Source organism: Stenotrophomonas acidaminiphila (genome assembly GCA_002951995.1).
Lineage (GTDB): Bacteria > Pseudomonadota > Gammaproteobacteria > Xanthomonadales > Xanthomonadaceae > Stenotrophomonas > Stenotrophomonas acidaminiphila_A.
Genome location: CP019797.1, coordinates 3,552,814 through 3,575,965, shown reverse-complemented (window position 1 = coordinate 3,575,965; position 23,152 = coordinate 3,552,814). Strand labels below are relative to the sequence as shown.

10 protein-coding genes and 2 pseudogenes are annotated in these 23,152 nt (G+C 70.0%); 8 read left to right on the top strand and 4 right to left on the bottom strand.

The genetic code is table 11. The features are described 5' to 3' along the window. Window positions 1–94: 94 nt before the first annotated feature. From B1L07_15830 to B1L07_15820, 3 genes and pseudogenes are all read left to right on the top strand, one after another. Window positions 95–3,699: pseudogene (locus B1L07_15830) on the top strand (hypothetical protein). Further along, window positions 3,684–5,156: a hypothetical protein gene (locus tag B1L07_15825; GenBank protein AUZ56302.1), complete on the top strand. Its 1,473-nt coding sequence runs from the start codon at window positions 3,684–3,686 to the stop codon at window positions 5,154–5,156. The pseudogene B1L07_15830 and the gene B1L07_15825 overlap by 16 nt, the downstream one beginning before the upstream one ends. Next, a complete protein-coding gene (locus B1L07_15820) occupies window positions 5,107–6,090 on the top strand; it encodes a diguanylate cyclase response regulator (GenBank protein ID AUZ56301.1) in 984 nt (327 codons plus the stop codon). Before B1L07_15825 ends, B1L07_15820 begins: the two co-directional genes overlap by 50 nt. Before the next feature lie 11 nt (window positions 6,091–6,101). Here B1L07_15820 and B1L07_15815 read toward each other — a convergent pair whose 3' ends face one another. The 3 genes from B1L07_15815 to B1L07_15805 all read right to left on the bottom strand — a co-directional run bounded on the left by B1L07_15815 (window position 6,102) and on the right by B1L07_15805 (window position 9,665). Further along, the gene (locus tag B1L07_15815) at window positions 6,102–6,995 is read right to left on the bottom strand and encodes a hypothetical protein (GenBank protein AUZ56300.1); all 894 of its coding nucleotides are present in this window, start codon (window positions 6,993–6,995) and stop codon (window positions 6,102–6,104) included. 140 nt (window positions 6,996–7,135) lie between these two features. Then, the gene (locus B1L07_15810; GenBank protein AUZ56299.1) at window positions 7,136–7,834 is read right to left on the bottom strand and encodes a GMP synthase; all 699 of its coding nucleotides are present in this window, start codon (window positions 7,832–7,834) and stop codon (window positions 7,136–7,138) included. 16 nt (window positions 7,835–7,850) lie between these two features. Further along, the gene (locus B1L07_15805; GenBank protein ID AUZ56298.1) at window positions 7,851–9,665 is read right to left on the bottom strand and encodes a type II secretion system protein E; all 1,815 of its coding nucleotides are present in this window, start codon (window positions 9,663–9,665) and stop codon (window positions 7,851–7,853) included. 76 nt (window positions 9,666–9,741) lie between these two features. Here B1L07_15805 and B1L07_15800 point away from each other — a divergent pair, with 76 nt between their 5' ends. The 3 genes from B1L07_15800 to B1L07_15790 are packed head-to-tail and all read left to right on the top strand — an operon-like array spanning window position 9,742 to window position 14,288. Further along, window positions 9,742–10,653 (top strand): glycine--tRNA ligase subunit alpha, encoded by a 912-nt coding sequence (locus tag B1L07_15800; GenBank protein ID AUZ56297.1) that lies wholly within the window; start codon window positions 9,742–9,744, stop codon window positions 10,651–10,653. Then, window positions 10,650–12,722, top strand: a complete 2,073-nt coding sequence (locus B1L07_15795) for a glycine--tRNA ligase subunit beta (protein AUZ56296.1) — start codon at window positions 10,650–10,652, stop codon at window positions 12,720–12,722. The genes B1L07_15800 and B1L07_15795 overlap by 4 nt, the downstream gene beginning before the upstream one ends. 3 nt (window positions 12,723–12,725) lie before the next feature. Next, window positions 12,726–14,288, top strand: coding sequence for a sulfotransferase family protein (locus tag B1L07_15790; protein AUZ56295.1), 1,563 nt, complete (start codon window positions 12,726–12,728; stop codon window positions 14,286–14,288). Between the two features lie 51 nt (window positions 14,289–14,339). Here the strand turns inward: B1L07_15790 and B1L07_15785 are convergent, their stop codons facing one another. Then, a complete protein-coding gene (locus tag B1L07_15785; GenBank protein ID AUZ56294.1) occupies window positions 14,340–17,114 on the bottom strand; it encodes a TonB-dependent receptor in 2,775 nt (924 codons plus the stop codon). 200 nt (window positions 17,115–17,314) lie between these two features. Here B1L07_15785 and B1L07_15780 point away from each other — a divergent pair, with 200 nt between their 5' ends. Further along, a complete protein-coding gene (locus B1L07_15780; GenBank protein AUZ56293.1) occupies window positions 17,315–19,099 on the top strand; it encodes a hypothetical protein in 1,785 nt (594 codons plus the stop codon). 92 nt (window positions 19,100–19,191) lie between these two features. Further along, window positions 19,192–22,970, top strand: a pseudogene (locus tag B1L07_15775) (pathogenicity protein). Window positions 22,971–23,152 lie beyond the last annotated feature (182 nt).

The following is a 23,152-nucleotide window of genomic DNA, read 5'->3' as shown; positions in this document are numbered from 1 at the left end:
GGGATGCCCGGGGAGGCCCGGGTCGTGTTTGCCGTCCACTGAAACCAGAATCGCCACCGGAGGCGGTGGCCAGGCCGCATCCAAGGGGAGCCGCGTGAGCGACAGTAAGGAACGCTGGATCAACAACGTGCCGCTGCTGGGCAAGATGCTGGCGGCGTTCGGGCTGGTGTTCCTGTGCTTCCTGGCCACCAGCGTGGTCAGTTACCGCACCTCCGGCCAGGACGACGCCGCGCGCCGGCGCGAGGGTCGCCAGATCGAGGTGATCCGCCACGTCGAGGAGGCCATCCAGGCGGTGCGCTTGCAGCAACTGGCGATCCGCGACTACCTGCTCGGCGACGGCGAGCAGGCGCTGGAGACCGTGCGCGTGCAGCGCGAGCGCCGCGACCGGGCGATGGCCGAAGCGCTCGAGGCCGGCAGCGCCCTGCAGAACGAACGCCTGCGCCGCGCGCTGGCGCAGGCGGCCAGCTGGGACGCGCAGGTACGCGACGGGCTGGCCTCCGCAGCCGTGCCCCAGGATGCCGGCGCCGATACCCTGGCCGCCTCGCGCCGCCGCCTGGATGCGGTCAGCACCGGCAAGGGCAACGCGCTGGCGCTAACCCTGGGCGAGATCTACAACCTCGAGGTCAACACCCTGCTCGGCGACCGCGCCGCGATGAGCGACTGGATCGCGCGTGCGCACCGCATCTCGCTGGTCCTGCTGGTGGCCGGGCTGCTGATCATCATCGGCACGCTGTGGATGCTCTCGCGGCTGGTGGTGTCGCCGATCAACCGCCTCACCGCGCGGATGACGCGCCTGGCCGACGGCGACCTGGACGTGGACATCGACGGCCTGCGGCGGGGCGACGAGATCGGCGCCATCGCGCGGGCACTGGACGTCTTCCGCCGCAACTCGCTGGCCTCGCGTGAGGCCAACTGGGTCAAGCTCAGCGTCGGCGAGGTCGGTGCGCTGCTGCAGCAGGCGCAGACCGCGGGCGATTACGCGCAGGCACTGGTGTCGGAGATCGCGCCGCGCATCGGTGCCGGCATCGGCGTGCTGTTCCTGTGGGACGAGGATGCCGGCGAGCTGCGCCTGCAGGGCAGCTACGGTTTCCAGCGGCGCAAGCACCTGGGCCTGCGCTACGGCCTGGGCGATGGCCTGATCGGGCAGGCGGCGCTGGAGCGCAAGCGGATCGGCGTGCAGCAGGTGCCCGACGAGTTCTTCGGCATCCACTCGGCGCTGGGCGAGGCGCAGCCGCGACACCTGGTCGCGGTCCCGCTGCTGCTCAAGGACCGGCTGCTGGGGGTGTTCGAGTTCGGTACGTTCCAGCCGTTCACGCCGAGCCAGGAAGCCTTCATCGAGGCGGTGCTGCCGACCGTGGCGCTGGGCCTGGACAACATCCGCCGCGCCGGCCAGACCCAGCTGCTGCTGGAGCGCACCCGCGCCCAGGCCGAGGAGCTGCAGCAGTCGCAGGTGGCGCTGCGGGCGCAGGAAGAAGAACTGCGCGCCACCAACGAGGAGTTGCAGGGCAAGACGGTGGAGCTGGAAGAGCAGGCGCAGCGCCTGTCTGCGTCCGAGGAGGAACTGCGGGTGCAGGCCGAGGAGCTGCAGGCATCCAACGAGGAACTGCGGCAGAAGACCGAGGTGCTCAACGAGCAGAAGGACGTACTGCAGGCGCTGCAGCGGGAGACCGAGTTCAAGGCCCAGGAACTGGCGCGCGCCAGCCAGTACAAGACCGATTTCCTGGCCAACATGTCGCATGAGCTGCGTACCCCGCTGAACAGCCTGCTGATCCTCTCCAAGGAGCTGGCGGAGAACGAGAGCGGCCATCTCGACGCCGAGGAGGTGGAAGCGGCGGCGGTGATCCACGACTCCGGCTCCAACCTGCTGCGGCTGATCAACGACATCCTCGACCTGTCCAAGATCGAGGCCGGCAAGATGGACGTGCACCGCGAGGAAGTGCGGGTGGATGCGATCACCCGCGAGGTGACGCGCCATTTCCGCCACATGGCGGTGGACAGCCGCCTCGAGTTCGCCATCGACGTCGATCCGCAGGTGCCCGAGCTGCTGGTGACCGACCGCTCCAAGCTGCAGCAGATCCTCAACAACCTGCTCGGCAACGCCTTCAAGTTCACCCGCGAGGGCAAGGTGACGTTGCGCCTGTGCATGGCCGACAGCGCCCTGCTCACCCGCATCGGCGTGGCCGCCGACCGCGCGCACGTGGCGCTGGCGGTGCAGGACACCGGCATCGGCATCCCCGCCGAGCGCCTGGAATCGATCTTCGACGCGTTCGAGCAGGTCGATTCCAGCACCAGCCGCCACTACGGGGGCAGTGGCCTGGGCCTTGCCATCGCGCGGCGGCTGGCACAGCTGCTGGATGGCCACCTGGTGGTGGACAGCGAGCCGGGCAAGGGCAGCACGTTCGCGCTGGTGCTGCCGCTGCTGGCCGCACCGCCGCGCGCCGCCGACCCGGCCTCGGCACGCGCCGCCCCGCCGGCGCCGCCGCAGCCGGCGCGTGCGGTCGCCGCGCCGCTGATCGACTGGATTCCAGACGACCGCCACGCCATCGCCGCCGGCGAAAGCGTGATCCTGACCATCGAGGACGACCCGGCGTTCGCGCGCATCCTGGTCGACCTGATCCGGCGCAAGGGCCACCGCGCACTGGCCGCGGCCGATGGCGAGAGCGGCCTGGAGCTGGCGCGCCGCTACCGTCCCACCGGCATCCTGCTCGACGTGATGCTGCCGGGCATGGACGGCTGGTCGGTCATGCAGCACCTCAAGCACGACCCGGTGACCGCGGCGATCCCGGTGCATTTCATTTCCGCCGTGGACGAGGCCGCCAAGGGGGTGGCACTGGGCGCGGTCGGCTACCTGACCAAGCCGGTCGACCGCAAGGCGCTGATCGCCGCGTTCGACCACCTGCTGGAGGTCGCCGGCAAGATCGTGCGCAAGCTGCTGCTGGTCGACGACGACGATGATTCGCGCCTGGCCCTGACCCGGCTGCTGCAGGCCGACAACGTCGAGATCGACCAGGTCGCGTCCGGCGAGGAAGCGCTAGAGCGCATCGCCACCCACAGCTACGACTGCATCGTGCTCGACCTCAACCTGGGGGGATCTCCGGCATCGAGTTCCTGGAGAAGGCGGCCAACCTCGTGGCGGTGCCGCCCGTGGTGATCTATTCGGCGCAGGAGCTCAGCCGCGAGGAAAGCCTGAAGTTGCGCCAGTACACCGACAGCATCGTGATCAAGGGCACGCGCTCGACCGAGCGCCTGCTCGACGAGGTCAGCCTGTTCCTGCACAGCATCGGTTCGCGCGGCGCCAGCGCCACGCCGTCGGACGATACCCAACTGGCCGGGCGCAAGCTGCTGCTGGTCGACGACGACATGCGCAACCTGTTCGCGCTGTCCAAGTCGCTGCGCGCACGCGGGATGAACGTGGTACTGGCCCAGGACGGCTACAAGGCACTGCAGCAGCTGCGCGAGAACGATGACATCGAGCTGGTGCTGATGGACATCATGATGCCCGGCATGGATGGCTACGAGACCACCCGCGAGATCCGCCGGCAGCCGCAGTGGGCTGACCTGCCGATCATCGCGGTGACCGCCAAGGCCATGCATGGCGACCGCGACAAGTGCCTGGAGGCGGGCGCCAACGATTACCTGACCAAGCCGGTGGACCTGGACAAGCTGTTGTCGATGATCCGCGTATGGCTGCAGAAATAGGCTCCGGCACCGGCCGCGACGACATCGACGACATCGAGGTGGACGCCTTCGTCCAGGCGATGGCGCGGCGCCACGGCTACGATTTCAGCGGCTACGCACCGTCCTCGCTGAAGCGGCGCGTGCTGCAGGTGGCGCAGGCGCTGGATGCGGCGCACGTCGGCGAACTCACCGCCCGCGTGCTGCGCGACGACGCGCTGGTGCCGCAGGTGATCGCGCGGCTGTCGGTGCCGGTGTCGGAGATGTTCCGCAACCCCGCCGTCTTCCGCAAGCTGCGCGACGAGGTGTTCCCGGTGCTGGCGTCCTACCCGCAGATCAACATCTGGCAGGCCGGCTGCGCCCACGGGCAGGAGGTGTATTCGCTGGCGATCCTGCTCAAGGAGGCCGGCCTGTACGAACGCTGCCAGATCTACGCCACCGACTTCAGCGACGAGGCGCTGGCGCGCGCCCAGGAAGGCATCTTCCCGATCCGCGAGGCGCGCCTGTACTCGGAGAACTACCTGGCCGCCGGTGGCCGCCATACGTTGTCGCACTACTACCACGCCCGCTACGACTTCATGAAGCTCGACGCGCGGCTGAAGGAACGGGTGACCTTCGCCAACCACAACCTGGTCTGCGACGGGGTGTTCTGCGAGGCGCAGCTGATCCTGTGCCGCAACGTGTTGATCTATTTCTCCGATGCGCTGCAGGACCGCGTGCTCGGGCTGTTCCGCGACAGCCTGGCGCGCGGCGGCTTCCTGTGCCTGGGCAACCGCGAGTCGATCCGCTTCGCGCCGAGCGCGCGCGGCTTCGTGCCGCTGGACGCGGAGCTGCGCCTGTACCGCAACGCGGGGCGGCATCGTGAGTACGCCGCTGCCCCCGCTGGCGGTCGTGGTCGGTTGCTCGGCCGGTGGGCTGGCGGCGCTGCATCTGCTGCTGGGGGGCTGTCGGGCCCGCTGCCGGTGCCGATGGTGCTGGTCTGCCACAGCGGCTCGGAGGACATGCGGCTGTTCTGCGAGCTGCTCGCCGGCCGCAGCGGACTGCCGGTGCGCGAGGCCGAGGAACGGCAGGCGCCGCAGCCGGGCCAGGTATACGTGGCCCCGTCCGGCTATCACCTGCTCGTCGAGCACGACCGCCGCTTCGCGCTGAGCGTCGATCCACGCGTCGCATTCTCGCGCCCATCCATCGACGTGCTGTTCGAGTCCGCCGCCGAGGCTTGGCGCGCGCGCCTGCTGGCGGTGCTGCTCACCGGCGCCAATGCCGACGGCGCACATGGTTGCCTGCGGGTGCGCCGACTCGGTGGCCGGGTGATCGTGCAGGAGCCGGGTACCGCCCAGGTCCCGACCATGCCCGCGGCCGCGCTTGAACTGGCCGGCGCCGACCATTGCCTGCCGTTGTCCGATATTCCCCCCTGCTGGAAGCCCTATGCAAATGACCAAGCCGGTCGCCCCGCCGCGTCCCAAGATCCTGGCGGTCGATGACAACCCCGCCAACCTGCTGGTGATCCGCCGCGTGCTGGCCAAGCTCGATGTCGAGGTGGTCGAGGCCGCCTCCGGCAACGACGCGCTCAAGGCCACGCTGGACGCGGAGTTCGCGCTGGTCCTGCTCGACGTGTACATGCCGGACATCAACGGTTTCGAGGTGGCCGAGATCCTGTCGCAGGAAGAAAGCACGCGGCAGACGCCGATCATCTTCGTCACCGCCACCTACGCCGACGACGTGCACCGGCTCAAGGGTTACGGCTTCGGCGCGGTCGACTACATGGCCAAGCCGCTGGACGCGACCATCCTGCTGTCCAAGGTGCAGGTGTTCCTGGAGCTGTACCGGCACCGGGTCGCGCTGCGCGAGGCGCTGCGCGAACTGTCCGAGCGCAACCGCCAGCTCGAGATCGAGGTCGAGCAGCGCCGGCAGATGGAGCAGGAGATGCGCCATCTGGCCATGCACGACATGCTCACCGGGCTTCCCAACCGCGCGCTGTTCATGGACCGCCTGCAGAGCGCGCACCACCGCGCGGCCCGCAACGGCGGCATGTTCGCCCTGGTCTACGTCGACGTGGACGGCTTCAAGGGCGTGAACGACACCTGGGGACACGCCGCAGGCGATGCGCTGCTGGTGGAACTGGCGCGCCGGCTGCGCGGCTCGCTGCGCGAGAACGACACCGTCGCGCGACTGGGCGGGGACGAATTCGCGCTGGTGCTGGAGGACCTGGAGGACCTGGACGCGGCCCGGCGCCGGCTGGAGGAAGTGCGACACTGCCTGCAGGCGCCGATGACCTACGCCGGCGATGGCGGAGACGTCACCCTGGCCATCGCCGCCAGCATCGGCCTTGCGACCTATCCGGCCGACGGCGCCGTGGTGGAGACGCTGCTGCACGCGGCCGACCAGGCGATGTACCTGGTCAAGCGCGCCCGCTGAGCCGCGCGCGCTCAGGCTTCCAGAACGTGGCCACCGCCGGCTGGTGGCGGTACCACCGCGGCCGGGCCGAGCATCTGCTTCCAGGCCGCGTACACCGCGCCGGCGAACACCGGCATCAGCACCGCCATCAGCAGCAGCTGCGCCAACGCCATGGCCACGGTCTGGCCGGCCACCAGGCCGACGATGATCGCCAGGATCATCACCGCGAAGTAGATCGCGAAGATGGCGATGAAGGCCAGCACGAAGAACACCAGCATCGCCGGCAGGTTGCGCAGGCTCGAGCGCAGGCTGCGGCGCAGCGCATGCCAGCCGCCGATGCGCTGGAACATCACCTGCGGCGGCATCACGAACAGCGCCAGGGTCAGTGCGGCGAAGGTGGCCAGCATCAGCAGCAGCCACAGCAGGATGCGTCCGGCCGGCAGCGTCGCCACCAGCGCCTCGATCTGCGCCGGGTCCGGCTGCGCGCCGGACTGGCTCAGCTCGTTGATCCGCAGCATCACTTCCGACAGCCGCTGCAGGCCGTCGCTGCCGACCAGCACCAGCAGCAGCGTGCCCAGCAGCAGCGCGGCCACCAGCTGCGGCAGCAGCGCCACCAGCAGGTGCGGGGCGCGGCCTTCGCGCACGCCCTCGAGCAGGTGCGCCGGCCGCGCCGGCCGGTTCTGGTCCACTTCGCGCACCGCCCACAGCAGGCCGCCCATGAACAGCGGCCCGGCCAGCAGCAGCAGGAACTGCACCAGGGTGCCCAGCGCCGGCACCAGCAGCGACAGCGACAGCACCAGCGAAGCGCCCACGCCCCAGAGGATGCCCAGCGAACCCAGCGCCAGCGGCGCGCGCCTGAGCAGGCCGAAGCCGGCCAGCAGCCATTCCGCGCCGGCGGAGGCCGGCACCTTGCGAATATCGCCCATTGCAGTTCCGAAAAGGGGGAGCGCCGGCACCACGCCGGCGTGGGCGGATTATCGCCCGAACCCGGCTGACGGGCGAGTCGCGCCGCGGAACCCCGCATTCCGCCAGCGGCGCGGAGCCGGTGCGCGCGCCGGCGCGGGCATCACACCGCGCGGGCGTGGCGCACGAAACGGCGCAGCAGCTGGCGCGCCTGCGGCGCGGCGCTGACCTGGCGCGCCACGGCGCGCGCGCAGCCGCCGTGGCGGGCAATGCAGTCGGCGCGGGCACGCACGTAGCCGCGCATGTGGTGGGTGGCGAATTCCGGGTGGAACTGCAGACCCCAGGCGTGCTCGCCCCAGCGGAAGGCGTGGCAGCCGTCCTGCGCCGAACGCGCCAGCACGGTGGCGCCGGCCGGCGCCTGGAGCACGGTCTGCAGGTGGGTGGCCTGGGCCGGGAAGCTGGGGGGCAGGCCGGCGAACAGCGGGTCGGCGGCGGCGGCCGGGTCCAGTTCCAGGCGGATGGTGCCCGATTCGCGCCCGGCCGGGTTGTAGTCCACCTGCCCGCCTAGCGCATGCGCCAGCAGCTGGTGGCCGTAGCAGATGCCCAGCAGCGGCATCCCGGCGTGGGCGGCGTCGCGCAGCCAGTCGGCGCTGCGCTCGCTCCACTCGGCGCGGTCGGTGACGAACGCGGCCGAGCCGGTGACGATGGTGGCGGCGAAACCCTGGCGCGCGGGCAGGCGTTGACCCTGCTCGACGTTGACCACCACGGTCTCGGCCTGCTCCAGGCCCGCGGCGACGCGGATCCAGTGCGGGAAACGGCCGTAACGGCGCAGGCTCGGGAACGGCTGCCCGGTTTCGATGATGAGGAACGGCGGGGGTTCATTCCGCTGGGGGCAGGACCGACAGGACTTCCTCGATTGTAGTCAGCCCCTGCGCCACCTTTTCAAGCCCGGTCCGGCGCAGCGTGCGCAGCCCCTCGGCGCGCGCGGCATGGCTGAAACCGGCCAGGTCCATGTCCGCGCGGATCAGCGAACGCAGCCGCGGGCCCAGTGGCAGCAGCTCATACAGGCCGATCCGGCCCAGGTAGCCGGTGCGCCGGCACTCCAGGCAACCCACCGGCGCACAGGCGTGGATGGCATCAGGTAATGCCTCATTGCCATCACGCAGCGGTGCCCAGTCCTCGTCGTCGAGCACGTCGGCGCGCTTGCAGTGCGGGCACAGCGTGCGCACCAGCCGCTGCGCCAGCACGCCGTTGACGGTGGAGGCGATCAAGTAGTGCGGTACGCCCAGGTCGAGCAGGCGGGTGATGGCCGAGGGGGCGTCGTTGGTGTGCAGGGTGGACAGCACCAGGTGGCCGGTCAGCGAGGCCTGCACCGCCATCTGCGCGGTCTCCAGGTCGCGGATCTCGCCGATCATGATGATGTCCGGGTCCTGGCGCAGCAGGGTGCGCACGCCGCTGGCGAAGTCCAGGTCGATGTTGGTCTGCACCTGCATCTGGTTGAACTCGGGCGCGATCATCTCGATCGGGTCCTCCACCGTGCACACGTTGACGTCCGGCGTGGCCAGCCGCTTGAGCGTGGAGTACAGGGTGGTGGTCTTGCCCGAGCCGGTCGGGCCGGTGACCAGCACGATGCCGTGCGGGCGGGCGACCAGCTCGTTCCAGCCGGCGGCCTCCTCCGGGCTGAAGCCCAGCTGCTCGATGCTCTTGAACGCCGCGTCCGGGTCGAAGATGCGCATCACGCACTTCTCGCCGAACGCGGTGGGCATGGTCGACAGGCGCATCTCGACCTCGCGCCCGCCCGGGGAGCGGGTCTTGATGCGGCCGTCCTGCGGGCGCCGGCGCTCGGCCAGGTCCATGCGCCCGAGCACCTTGATGCGGCTGACCACGGCGGTCATCACCGCCGGCGGCAGCTCGAACACCTTGTGCAGCACGCCGTCGATGCGGAACCGCACCCGGCCCATGTCGCGGCGCGGTTCCAGGTGGATGTCGCTGGCGCGCTGCTCGTAGGCGTACTGCAGCAGCCAGTCGACGATGCTGACCACGTGGTGGTCGTCGGCGTTGACGTCGCCGGCGCGGCCCAGTTCCACCAGCTGCTCGAAGCTGGGCAGGCTGCTGCCGTCGCCGCGCGCGTCGCTGCGGGCACTGCGCACCGAGCGGGTGACGCCGAAGAACTCCATCGAGTAGCGGTGCAGGTCCAGCGGGTTGACCAGCACGATCTCGATCCGGCGCCGGGTCAGGTGCTGCAGGTCGGGTATCCAGTCGCGCGCCATCGGCTCGCTGGTGGCCACCAGCACCCGTTCGGCGTCCATCGCCAGCGGCAGGATCCGGTGGCGCCGGGCATAGGCGTGCGAGACCACGGCGGTGGCGTTGGCCACGTCCACCCGGGTCGGGTCGATGCGCAGGTAGCGGACCCCGGTGCGGCCGGCCAGCCACTCGGTCAGCCGCTCCAGCCCGAGTTCGCCGGAAGCCGGGGGCGCCGCGGCCAGCTTGAGGTTGGCCAGCAGCACCAGCGGGTGCACCTCGCTGGCGTTGCGCGCGCCCTGCGCGGAGAAGCGGATGCGCTCCTGGTCGTGCGCGGCCACCAGGCCGTCGCCCAGCACCGCCGCGGCGATGTTGGCGAACTGCAGCCGGCCGGGGGCGATGGCCACCGGGGATGGCGGGGTCGGGACGCTCGATGCGGCCGTGTGTTCCACCTGAAACTCCTTGCTGGCGCGGCCGCCGCGCGGTCGCTCGCTATACTAGCGCACCCATCCGTACGGCCCAGGCAGCATGTCCGCGACTCCCACCGTTCCCATCACTTTCCAGGGCCTGATCCAGACCCTCAACGACTACTGGGCGAAGCAGGGCTGCGTGCTGATCCAGCCGCTGGACCTGGAAGTGGGCGCCGGCACCTTCCACCCGGCCACGTTCCTGCGCTCGATCGGCCCGGAAAGCTGGAACGCCGCCTACGTGCAGCCCAGCCGCCGCCCCACCGACGGCCGCTACGGCGAGAACCCCAACCGCCTGCAGCGCTACTACCAGTACCAGGTGGCGATGAAGCCGAGCCCGGACAACATCCAGCAGCTGTACCTGGATTCGCTCAAGGCGCTGGGCATCGACCCGCTGGTGCACGACCTGCGCTTCGTCGAGGACAACTGGGAATCGCCGACCCTCGGCGCCTGGGGCCTGGGCTGGGAAGTGTGGCTCAACGGCATGGAGGTCACCCAGTTCACCTACTTCCAGCAGGCCGGCGGCCTGGAGTGCAAGCCGGTGCTGGGCGAGATCACCTACGGCCTGGAGCGGCTGTGCATGTACCTGCAGAACTGCGACAACGTCTACGACCTGGTGTGGACCTACGGTCCGGATGGCACCCCGGTCAGCTACGGCGACGTCTACCACCAGAACGAGGTGGAGCAGAGCACCTACAATTTCGAGCATGCCGACGTGGCCGAAATGTTCCATCGCTTCGACGCCTGCGAGCAGGAAGCGCAGAAGCTGGTCGAGGCAGGGCTGCCGCTGCCGGCCTATGAGCAGGTGTGCAAGGCCAGCCATTCGTTCAACCTGCTGGACGCGCGCCGCGCCATCTCGGTGACCGAACGCCAGCGCTACATCCTGCGCGTGCGCGCGCTGGCCCAGGCGGTGGCCAAACTGTACGAGGCCAAGCGCCTGGAAGCGGTGGCGGCCAAGGAGGTGCAGGCATGAGCATGCAGCCGCTGCTGATCGAACTGGGCGTGGAGGAGCTGCCGGTCAAGGCGCTGCCGGGCCTGGCGCAGGCGTTCTTCGACGGCGTGATCGACGGGCTGGCCCGGCGCGGCATCGCCTTCGAGCGCGACGACGCCAAGCCGCTGTCCACCCCGCGCCGCCTGGCGGTGCTGCTGCCGGGCGTGGAAACCGAACAGCCCGAGCAGCACTCGGAAGTATTCGGCCCGTACCTGAACATCGCGCTGGACGCCAATGGCGAACCGACCAAGGCGCTGCAGGGCTTCGCCGCCAAGGCCGGCATCGACTGGACCGCGCTGGAGCGCACCACCGACGCGAAGGGCGAACGCTTCGTGCTGCGCTCGGTGACGCCGGGCGCGAAGACCGCCACGCTGCTGCCGGAGATCGTGCGCGAGGCCATCGCCGCGATGCCGATCCCCAAGCCGATGCGCTGGGGCGCGCACGAATACGCCTTCGCCCGCCCGGTGCACTGGCTGGTGCTGCTGCACGGCAACGACGTGGTCGACGCCGAGCTGCTCGGCCTGAAGTCCGACCGCTTCAGCCGCGGCCACCGCTTCATGGCCGACAAGCAGGTGTGGCTGAGCCACCCGTCCGATTACGTCGAATCGCTGAAGGCGGCCTGCGTGCTGGTCGACGCCGACGCGCGCCGCGAGCGCATCGTGCACGAGGTCAACGCCGCCGCGGCGCAGGCCGGCGGGGTGGCGCGCATCACCGACGACAACCTGGAGCAGGTGGTCAACCTGGTCGAATGGCCGTCGGCGGTGCTGTGCAGCTTCGAGCGCGAGTTCCTGGCGGTGCCGCAGGAAGCGCTGATCGAAACGATGGAGATCAACCAGAAGTTCTTCCCGGTGCTGGATGCCGCCGGCAGGCTGACCGAGAAGTTCATCGGCATCGCCAACATCGAATCGAAGGACGTGGCCGAGGTGGCCAAGGGCTACGAGCGGGTGATCCGCCCGCGCTTCTCCGACGCCAAGTTCTTCTTCGACGAGGACCTCAAGCAGGGCCTGGCGGCGATGGGCGAAGGCCTGAAGAGCGTCACCTACCAGGCCAAGCTGGGCACGGTGGCCGACAAGGTGCAGCGGGTCGGCGCGCTGGCGCAGGTGATCGCGCCGCAGGTGGGCGCCGACCCGGTGCAGGCCAGGCGTGCCGCCGAGCTGGCCAAGAACGACCTGCAGTCGCGCATGGTGGGCGAGTTCCCGGAACTGCAGGGCATCGCCGGCCGCCACTACGCCGTGGCCGGTGGCGAATCGCCCGCGGTCGCACTGGCCATCGACGAGGCCTACCAGCCGCGCTTCGCCGCCGACGACATCGCCGCCTCGCCGCTGGGCAAGGTGCTGGCGATCGCCGAGCGCCTGGACACCCTGGCCGGTGGCTTCGCCGCGGGGCTGAAGCCGACCGGCAACAAGGACCCGTTCGCGCTGCGCCGCAATGCGCTGGGCCTGGCGCGCACGATCATCGAGTCGGGGTTCGATCTGGATCTGCCGGCGCTGCTGGCCGCCGCCAACGCCGGCCTGGCCGGGCGCGGGGTGCAGGCCGACGCGGGCGAGCTCTATGACTTCATCCTCGACCGCCTTAAGGGCTACTACGCCGACAGGGGCGTGCCGGCCACGCACTTCAACGCCGTGGCCGAGCTGAAGCCGGCCTCGCTGTACGACTTCGACCGCCGCATCGACGCCATCGGCACCTTCGCCCAGCTGCCGGAAGCCGAGGCGTTGGCCGCGGCCAACAAGCGCATCCGCAACATCCTGCGCAAGGCCGAGGGCGACATCCCCGGCACGATCGACCCGGCGCTGCTGCGCGAGCCGGCCGAGAGCGAACTGGCCGAGGCGGTGGTCGCCGCAATCGACGACACCGGCGCGGCACTGGCGCAGAAGGACTACGTCAGCGTGCTGGGCCGGCTGGCGCGGCTGCGGCCGCAGGTCGATGCGTTCTTCGACGGGGTCATGGTCAACGCCGAGGACCCGGCGCTGCGTGGCAACCGCCTGGCGCTGCTGCGCACCCTGGGCGACCGCCTGGGCAGCGTCGCGGCGATCGAGCACCTGTCCGGCTGACGCATGGACGTGGCCGCCTCCTGGCAGTCCGCGCAGGCCGCCCTGGCCCGTCGTGACATGCCGGAGGCGCGCCGGCACCTGCTGGCGGTGCTGGAGCGGCAGCCCGCGCACGCCTACGCGCGGGTGATGCTGGCCGGCACCGTGCTGGCCCAGGGGCGCGTGCGCGAGGCCGTGCAGCAGCTGCAGCAGGCTGCCACACAGGTGTATGACGATCCCGCGCTGCTGCTGCGGGTGGCGCAGGCGCTGCTGCGGGTGGGCGACAGCGAAGCCGTGGCCACGCTGATGCGGCAGGCCTGCGTGGCGCGCTGCGACGATGCGTCCACCCTGGCGGCGCTGGCCCACGTGCTGCAGTCGCTGGGCCTGCACGCCGACGCGCTGCGGCTGATGCGGCGCGCCGCCGCGGCCGGTTTCGACAACGCCGACTTCCACTACTTCCTTGGCGTGCAGCTGCAGTTCAACGGTGAGCTGGAGGCGGCCGGGCAGGCGCTGGCGCGCTGCCTGCAGCTGCGCCCGGGCCATGGCCGCGCCGCGCTGACGCGTGCGCGCCTGCGCCGCTGGGACGCCGGCGAACACCATGTCGACGCACTGCGCCGGCAGTTGCAGGCGGTGGCGGCCGACGGCGAGGACGCGGCGGCGTTGTGGTTCGCGCTGTACAAGGAACTGGAGGACCTGGGCGATCTCGACGGCGCCTGGGAAGCGCTGCGCCAGGGCAACGCGGTGATGTGGCGGCGGCTGCGCCACGACCCGTTGGCCGATGCCGCCCAGCACGCGGCCATGGCGCGGCTCGCGGCCGACGGTGTCTTCGCCGCGGCCGATGGTGCCGAGGCCGACGGCGGCGCCCAGCCGATCTTCATCGTCGGCATGCCGCGCTCGGGCACCACGGTGCTGGAGCGCATGCTCGGCAACCATTCGCAGGTGGCCGCGGCCGGCGAACTCGGCGATTTCGCCCAGCAGCTGCGCTGGGCCGCCGACCAGGCCGGGCGCGCGCTGCTGGACCCGCCGCTGCTGCAGGCGCTGGCGACACTGGATTACCGCGGCATCGGCCGGGGCTACCTGCGCCAGGTGCGCTGGCGGCTGCAGGGCCAGCGCCGCTTCATCGACAAGCTGCCGCCCAACTACCTGCTGGCCGGGCCCATTGCCCGCGCGCTGCCGCAGGCGCTGATCGTGTACGTGCGCCGCGACCCGATGGCGGTGTGCTTCTCCAACTACCGGGCGATGTTCGGCGACTCCTACGGCTACAGCTACGACCTGGATGCGCTGGCCGCCCACCACCACGCCCACGCGCAGCTGATGCGCGCCTGGCAGCGGCACCTGCCCGGGCGGGTGCTGGAGATCGACTACGAAGCGATGGTGCGCGATCCCGACGCCGCGCTGGCGCAGGTGCTGGCCCGCTGCGGGCTGGCCCCCGAGCAGGGTGCCAGCGACCTGACCCGCAACGCCGCGGCCACCGCCACGCTGAGCAGCGTGCAGGTGCGCGAGCCCGTGCATGCGCGCAATGTCGAGGAGTGGCGGCGTTACGCCGACCGGCTCGCGCCGCTGCGCGGGCGCCTGCAGGCGGCGGAATGAAAAAACAGGGGCGGCCATGGCCGCCCCTGTTCGTTCCCCTGGCCGCGCGGATTACTGGCTGCGCCCGAAACGCCAGTTCACCTCGAGCATGTAGGAGCGGCCGTAGCCGTTGTAGTTGAAGATGTTGTAGTACGGATAGCTGGTGTAGGTACGGTCGCGTGGCGGCCGTTCGCCGGTCAGGTTGTTGGCGGTCAGGCTCAGCGAAACGTCGTCGGTCACCGCGTAGTCGACGGTCAGGTTGAAGGTGGTCCACGCCTTGACCCGGCCGGCGTTGTTGGCGGCATAGCCTTGGGTGCTGTCCTGCGCGGCGAAGTTTGGCGTGCGCCCGTAGCGGATGCCGTACAGGGTGGTGGTCCAGTCGCCCATCTGCCAGCCCACGGTGCCGCTGAAGATGTTCTTGAACTCGGACGAATAGTACGGATCGCGCAGCAGGTCGATCACCGGGTCTTCCGGATACTGCTGGCTCTCATGCTTGAGGGTGACGTTGTAGCGCGCGCCCAGCATGAAGCTGCCCCACGCATCGGTGGCCCAGCGGTAGTCCATGTTGGCGGTGATGCCGCTGACGTCCTCCTTGGCGACGTTGATCGGGTTCACCGCCACCGTGTTGATCTGGTTCGGCTGCGGCGCGTTGGGCCCGGCGCGGCCGATGCGCTGCAGGGCATCGACGCAGGTGGGCGAGCTGGCGTCCAGCTGGCCCTGGCGGCAGGCCGCCTCGTTGCGCAGCAGCAGGTCCAGGTCGAGATCGGCGACCTTGTTGTCGATCTTGATGCGGTAGTAGTCGGCGCTGACGGTGAACTGCGCATTGGGCGACCACACCACGCCGCCGCCCCACGACTTGGCGGTGATCGACTTCAGGTCGGGGTTGCCCGCGCGCGAGCCGCGTACCTGTTCGTCGTTGTAGGAGCACTGGCTGATCGGCACGCCAGGTTCCTCGGTGGCGCAACGGTAATAGTCGGGCACGAAGGTGTAGAAGCCGCTGTCGCCCGCGAACACGTAGGCCATGTCCGGCGACTTGAACGCGGTGGCGTAGTTGGCGCGCAACAGCAGCGAATCCAGCGGCCGGAACTCCAGCGCCGCCTTCCACGTCGCGCGCGAATCGCTGCCACCGCCCTTGTTCTTGTAATCGTCGTAGCGGCCGGACAGGCTGGCGGTGAGGCGGCTGAAGATCGGCACGCGCAGTTCCACCGCCGCGGCCCAGTTGTCGCGCTTGCCCGCGCCCTGGGTGCCGCTCAGGCCCCAGAACTGGTCGTTGACCACGCGCGGGTCAGTGGGGTTGCTCCACGACTGCTGGCCGGCCTGCAGCACGCCGGCGAAGCCGACGTCGCCGGCCGGCAGCGAGAACAGCGAGGTGTTGGTGAACTGCAGGTTGACATTCTGCGTCCAGGTCTTGGACTTGGTGCGGATCTCGCCCTGGAAGCTGCGGTACTGTTCCGGCGTCAGCGGCTTGTAGAAGCCGGCATCGTTGGGCTCGTAGATCGGGTAGCCGTAATAGTCGCCCAGCTGCGGCCCCAGGAAGTGCTCACGGAAGAAGTCTTCCATCTTGTCCTTCAACGGCCACCACTGGCGGCTGTCGATGTGGTACTCCGAGCGCGCGTAGTAGGCGTTGTAGTCCCAGTTGGACTGGCCCACGGTGCCCTTGATGCCCAGCGCGACGTTGTAGGAATCGGCGGTCTGGCGCTCGTTGTTGAAATCGCGGTCCCCGGTTTCCTCCGGCGAGAAGATGCGCTGGTAGCTTTCCAGGTCGCCGGTGAGGTTGTTGAAGATGTAGCCGCTGGTATCGATCGACGGCTGCCAGAAGCGCGAACCGGAGTTGCTCTCGTTCTTGGTGCGGTTGAGCAGCACGGTGGCGTAGAGGTCGGTGCTGTCGTTGAGCGCATAGTTCAGGTTGGCGTAGCCCGATGCGCTGCGTTCCTTGTTGAGGATGGTCGAATACCCCGGCTCGTAGCGGCTGCCGCAGTAGTTGCCGCGCCCGGGGCGGGTGTCATAGATGGTGGTGCCGCCGAACAGGCCGGATAGGGGCGCGCAGGCAGCGGCGCCCGGATCGATGTACGCGCCATTGCTGGCGTTGTGGACGAAGGTGCGGCTGCCATAGCGCGCGGCCGGGTTGGGATTGTCGTTGGTGGAGTCGAAATCCTTGCGGTTGAAGCCGTAGATCGGGTCCTGGTTGCTCAGCTGCAGGCCGGCGGTCAGGTCCAGCTTGTCCCAGCTGTGGCCACTGGTCAGCTGGAAGCGCTGGTTGCCGCCGCCGCCGCCGTCGTAGCTGCCCATGCGGAAGCTCATCTGGGTGCCGTCCAGCCGCTTCTTCAGGATGATGTTGACCACGCCGGCGATGGCGCTGGAGCCGTAGATCGACGACTGGTTGCCGGGGGCGATGTCGATCCGCTCGACCATCGAGGTGGGGATGCTGGCCAGATCGACGAAATTGCTCTGGCCGTTGTAGAGCAGCGGGTAATCGGCCATGGGGCGGCCGTCGATCAGGACCAGGGTGAAGCCCGGATCCAGGCCCAGCAGGCTGATCGGCTTGGCGCCGGGGGTGAAGCCGCCGGAGAACTGGCTGTCCTGCACCGCACCGGTGGCCAGCGGCTGCGAGCGCAGCACCTCGTAGACGTCCTTGAAGCCCTGCTTCTGGATGTCCTGCGCGCTGATCGAGGTGATCGGGGTGGCGGTTTCCACCTGGACCTGCGGGATCAGCGAGCCGGTGACGGTGATGCGGTCGAGGGTCTCGACGCCCTTCTTGTCGCCGCTGTCGTCGGACTGGGCGAAGGACAGTGGCGAATAGGCGGTGATGGCGGCGCAGATCGCGGCGCTCAGCAGCTGGCGTTTCATCGGATGGATTCCTGGCTCGGGGCGGGTGGACGGTGGAACCCAGTCGGACCGGTGCTCTTCCATGAGCGGGCTCGCCCGCGGCGGTGCCGCGACGACGCATGCATGACCGGAGTGGCTGGATGCGTTCACGATAATTTAACCGTCCAGATGAAATCGCCGTGATGATTCCGGCCTTCACAAGCGCCCGGTATGCTGTCGCTATGCTGCCCAAGACCCCCGCATTTGCCCTTGTTCTGGCGACGTTCGCCGCCGTTCCCTTCGCCCATGCCCGCGGCACGATCGAGAAGGTCCAGATCAAGGGACTGGACAAGGGCGACGACGCGGCGATCATCGAGAACATCGAGGTGTCGCTGTCGCTGTACGACACCATCGGCAAGGTGCAGGGCGAATCGCGCCTGGAATACCTGCTGTCGCAGGCCGAGCGGCAGACCCGGCAGGCGCTGGAGCCGTTCGGCTACTACAACCCGACCATCACCGTGGACGCCCCGCGCGAGGGCGACACCGTGCGGGTGGTGATCGAGGTCGAAAAGGGCGAGCCGGTGCGGGTACGGCAGTCGGAGGTGGTCATCACCGGCCCGGCCGCGCGCGACCGCTACCTGCAGCGGGACCTGGAGGACTTCCAGCCGCGCGAGGGCGAGCCGTTCGACCACAGTACCTACGAGGCCAGCAAGGTCGTCATCACCCGGCGCCTGTCCGAGCGCGGCTACTTCGACTCGGACTTCACCCAGCGCAAGGTCGAGATCACCCGCGCGCAGAACGCGGCCGACATCTTCCTGAGCTGGGACAGCGGCCGCCGCTACAACATGGGCCGGATCACCTTCAACCAGGACTACTTCCGCCCGGGCCTGTTCGACCCGCTGGTGTACTGGGAGCAGGGCAGCTACTGGCACGAGGGCAAGCTCGACCGGCTGCGCGAATCGCTGACCAAGCTGGACTACTTCAGCACGATCGACATCCAGCCGCGCCCGGAAGACGCCTATGGCGACGGCGAGGTGCCGGTGGACGTGAACCTGACCCTGGCCAAGCGCACCATCTACACCGCCGGCCTCAGCTACGGCAGCGAGAGCGGCCCGGGTGTGCGCGGCGGGGTGGAGCGGCGCTACGTCAACAGCCGCGGGCACAAGCTCAATACGCAGCTGGACTACGCGCAGAAGCGCAAGAGCCTGGTCACCAGCTACCGGATACCCGCGTTCCGCTGGCTCGACGGCTGGTACACCTTCGCGGTCAGCGCCTACGACGAGCAGACCCGCTACATCGACATGCGCAATTTCAAGCTGATCGGCAGCCGCAGCGGCGAGATCAACGAGTACTGGACCGCCATCGCCTCGGTCAACGCACTGCGCGAGCGCTGGCGCTACAGCTCCGGCGACCAGTTCACCGACGCGGTCTACCAGTACTCGACGCTGGTGTACCCACAGTTGACCGCCGACTACGTGGACGTGGACGACAAGGCGTTCCCGCGCCGCGGCTTCAGCGGCAACGCCACCCTGCGCGGCGGCATCGAGGGCGCCGGTTCGGACACCAGCTTCATCCAGGCCGACGCCACGCTGCGCTGGTACGTGCCGCTGGGCGACAGCGACCGCCTGATCCTGCGCGGCCAGGCTGGCACCACCTGGACCAGCGACCTGGTGGCGATGCCGCCGAGCCTGCGCTACTTCGCCGGCGGCGACCGTTCGATCCGCGGCTACGCATGGCGTGAGGTGGGGCCGCGCACGCCCGCCCCGGACAAGTACGCGCTCGGCGCCAAGCACCTGGTGGTCGGTTCGGCCGAGTACGAGCATTACTTCGGTGGCGGCCCGTGGGGCGCGGCGGTGTTCGTCGATACCGGCAGCGCCTTCGACAACACCATCGACCTGCATACCGGCGTGGGCCTGGGCGTGCGCTGGAAATCGCCGGTCGGGCCGGTGCGCATCGACATCGCCCATGGCCTGAACCACCCCGACTCGCAGTTCCAGCTGTACCTGAACATCGGAGCCGACCTGTGAGCCGCCGTCCCGCGTCCGCCGCGCCTGCCGACATCACCCCCGAGGAACGCGAGGCGCGCATCGCCGAACTGCGCGCGCGGCGCCGCGCGCGGATGCGCACGCTGGCGATCCGCAGCGGCATCGGCATCGGCGTGCTGGTGGTGCTGGCGTCGCTGGCGCTGTACTGGCTGCTGCAGACCGTGGCCGGCCGCGACGTGCTGCTGGCGCAGGTGGTGGCGCGGCTGCCGGCCGATTCGTCGCTGACCTGGAGCAAGGTCGAAGGCCCGCTGGCCGGGCCGCTGGTGCTGCACGACCTGGACTTCCGCTACCAGGACATCCACTTCAGCGCCGCCCAGGCCTACCTGGACCCGGACATCCGCCCGCTGCTGGGGCGCAAGCTGCGCCTGGACCTGCTGCGCATCACCGACGCGCAGCTGGAACTGGGGCCGCCGGAGGAGAAGCCGTTCGAGCTGCCGCGCTGGCCGGACGTGCTGCCGGCCATCACCCTGCCGCTGGCGTTGCAGGCCGACACCATCGAGATCGATGGCCTGCGCATCGTCCAGCAGGATGCGCCGCCGATCGACATCACCCGCATCCGCGGTGGCCTGGAAGCGGCCGACGGCGAATTCCGCGCCATCGGCCTGCAGGTGGATGGCAACCTGGGCGATTTCCGCATCGACGGCCACTACCTGCCGCGCCAGGACTACCGCACCGACCTTACCGTGCGCGCGCTGATGCCGGCGCGTCCGGGCCAGCCGCGGGCGCGGCTGGGGCTGGTCGCGCGCGGCGACCTGGCGCACATGGAGGTGGCGCTGGCCGGTTACGCCCCGCGGCCGCTGCATGCCAGCCTGGTGCTGGACGGCCGCGACGACCCGGTGTGGAGCGTGGCCGCGCGCAGCGAGGAACTGGACCTGGGCCAGCTGGTGCCGGCGCAGTATCTGGCGCAGGCGCCCGCGCCACTGGCGCTGGATTTCAACGCACGCGGGCGTGGCGGCAGCGCGCGGCTGCAGGGCCGCGTGCGCCAGGGCGACCAGGAACTGGTGCTGGCACCGTCCAATATCGTCATCGACAACCAGGTGTTGACCGTCTCGCCGCTGGTGGCGGAGGCCTTCGGTGGCGAGCTGCGCCTGCAGGGCAGCGCCGACTTCAGCGACACGCAGAACCCCGGTTTCCGCTTCGCGGTGGTCGCCAACCAGCTGACCTGGACCCCCGCGCCCGATCCGTCGGCGCCCGGCGTCACGCCGGTGCCGTTGCACCTGAAGGAAGCGCGCCTGGGCGTGGCTGGCACCCTGAAGAACTGGGCGGCGATCGGCAAGGCCGAGGTGGCGCGCGAGGCGCAGGACGCCCGCCTCGACTTCGACCTGCGCGGCAGCGACCAGCAGGCGCGCATCGAGAAGCTCGAGGCGACCACGCCCGGCGGCTCGCTCGGCCTGACCGGTTCGGCGGCCTGGCAACCGGCGCTGTCGTGGGACGTGGATGCGCGCCTGGCCAGCTTCGACCCGGGCTATTTCGTGCCGGGCTGGGAAGGCAAGCTGTCCGGCACGCTTGCCTCGCGCGGCAAGCAGCTGCCGTCGCCGGCCGGCGACGCGGACATGCGGTTCGAGGCCACCCTGGACGTGCCGCAGCTCAAGGGCAGGTTGCGTGGCCGCAGCGTCGACGCGCGTGCCCGGCTGGCCATTCAGGGCACCCAGGGCGAAGGCGACGTGCGCCTGGTGATGGGCGACAGCCGCATCGAGGCCAAGGGCAAGGTGGGCGACCGCCTCGACGTGGATGCGCGGCTGCAGCCGCTGCACCTGTCCGACCTGCTGCCCGGCGCCAGCGGCAGCCTGGCCGGGACCCTGCAGCTGCGGGGCACGCCGGCCCAGCCGGACGTCACCGCCGACCTGCGCGGCGACGGGCTGCGCTGGGACGACTGGAAGGCCGGCCAGGCCAGCATCAGCGGCCACCTGCCGTGGAAGGGCGACAACGGAGCGCTGCAGGTGCAGGCCAGCGCGGTGGAGGCGGGCATGCTGCTGGACAGCGTGCGCATCGATGTGCGTGGCAGCGTGCAGAACCTGCGGCTCGACGCCGATGTCCGCAACGACCTGGCGGCGCTCGCCCTGGGCGGCAGCGTGCGCCAGGCCGGGCCGGCATGGCGCGGCGAGCTGGCGGCGCTGCGGGTGGCCCCGGCCAAGGGCGCGCCCTGGCAGTTGCGCCAGGCCGCGGCCTTCAGCGTGCAGGGCGGCAACATCGCCCTGGGCGACACCTGCCTGGGTTCGGACACCGGCGGCGCGCTGTGCGTGGGCGCCAACTGGCCGCGCGAAGGCGTCTACCTGCGTGGCGATGCATTGCCGCTGGCGCTGGTGCAGCCGTGGCTGCCGCCGAACGCGGGCCGGCGCATCTACCTGCGCGGCGAGGTCACCCTCGATGGCCAGCTGCGCCCGCGCGGCAAGGCCTGGGAAGGCAGCTTCAAGGTCGCCTCGGCCGAAGGCGGCATCCGCCTGGGCGACAACGCCCGCGGCGAACTGGTGCGCTACGACCACTTCTCCATCAACGTGGACATGCAGCCCGGCGGCATCAACGGCTACCTCGGCGTCGGTTTCCAGGGCGACGGCTTCGTCGATGCCAAGGTGCGGACCGGCTGGGAGCCGAGCGCCGCGCTCAACGGCGAGCTGTACCTGAACATGTCGCGGCTGTACTGGATGGAGCTGTTCTCGCCCGACCTGGTGCGGCCCAAGGGCCTGGTCGAAGGCCATGTCAGCCTGCGCGGCACGCGTGCCCAGCCTTCGCTTGGCGGCGAGGCCAGGCTCAGCGATTTCAGCGGCGAGTTCCCGGCGCTGGGCCTGGCCCTGAGCGAAGGCAAGGGCAGCTTCACCGCGCAGCCGGATGGCTCGGCGCGCATCGCCGCGGAGGTGAAGACCGGCGGCGAAGGCGCGCTGAAGGTGCAGGGTGGCCTGTCCTGGTTCGGTGACGCGCAGCCGCTGCAGCTGCACATCGGTGGCGACAGGGTGCTGGTGTCCAACACCAGCGAACTGCGCGTGGTCGCCAACCCCGACCTCGATTTCACCCTGGCCGGCACCGCCATGGAGCTGCGCGGCAGCGTGCACGTGCCCGAGGCGGCGATCGACCTGGAGCGCCTGGACCGTGGCACTTCGGTGTCCGAGGACGTGGTGGTGCTCGACCCGGTCGATCCGGAGGAATCGCGTGCCTCGCCGCTGGACATGGACCTGGCGGTCAGCCTCGGCGACAAGGTGAAGATGAGCGGCTTCGGCTTGAAGGGCGCGCTCACCGGCAAGATGCAGGTGCGCGCCCGCCCCGGCCGCGAGATGACCGCCAACGGCGGGCTGGAAGTCAGCGGCCGCTACAAGGCCTACGGCCAGGACCTGACCATCACCCAGGGCCAACTGCTGTGGAACCACGGCATCGTCTCCGACCCGCGCATCAACATCCGCGCCCAGCGCGGCATCGGCGAGGTCACCGCCGGCATCGTCGTCACCGGCCGCGCGCAGCAGCCGCGCGTGGACGTGTGGTCCGACCCGGCGATGTCGCAGTCCGAGGCACTGTCCTACCTGGTACTCGGCCGCAGCCTGAGCATGGCCAGCAGCGACCAGGCGCAGCAGGTCAATGCCGCTTCCGCGGCGCTGTCGGCCGGCAGCGGCCTGCTCGCCGCGCAGGTCGGCGCCCGGCTCGGCCTGGACGACGCCGGGGTCAGCCAGTCGCGCGCGCTGGGTGGCGCGGTGATCGGCGTGGGCAAGTTCATCACCCCAAGCTGTACATCGGTTATGGCGTATCGCTGATCGGCAGCGGCTCGGTGCTGACCCTCAAGTACCTGCTGCGCCGCGGCTTCGACATCGAAGTCGAATCGAGCACGGTGGAGAACCGCGGCTCGGTGAACTGGCGCAAGGAGAAGTAGCGAGATCTGGCAGAAGAAGACCCAGAGTTGCTTTCGTCTGCTTAGTGCCAATTGTTAAGTCTGGGTGGGAGGAAGTGTAGCGCGGTCGTGGTTTATCTGCGCAATCAGGCGCTACGACAGCAAAGTGCTGCGCCATCGCCGTCTCTACAGCCGCCAATGTACTGTGCGCGACTGGCGCGCCA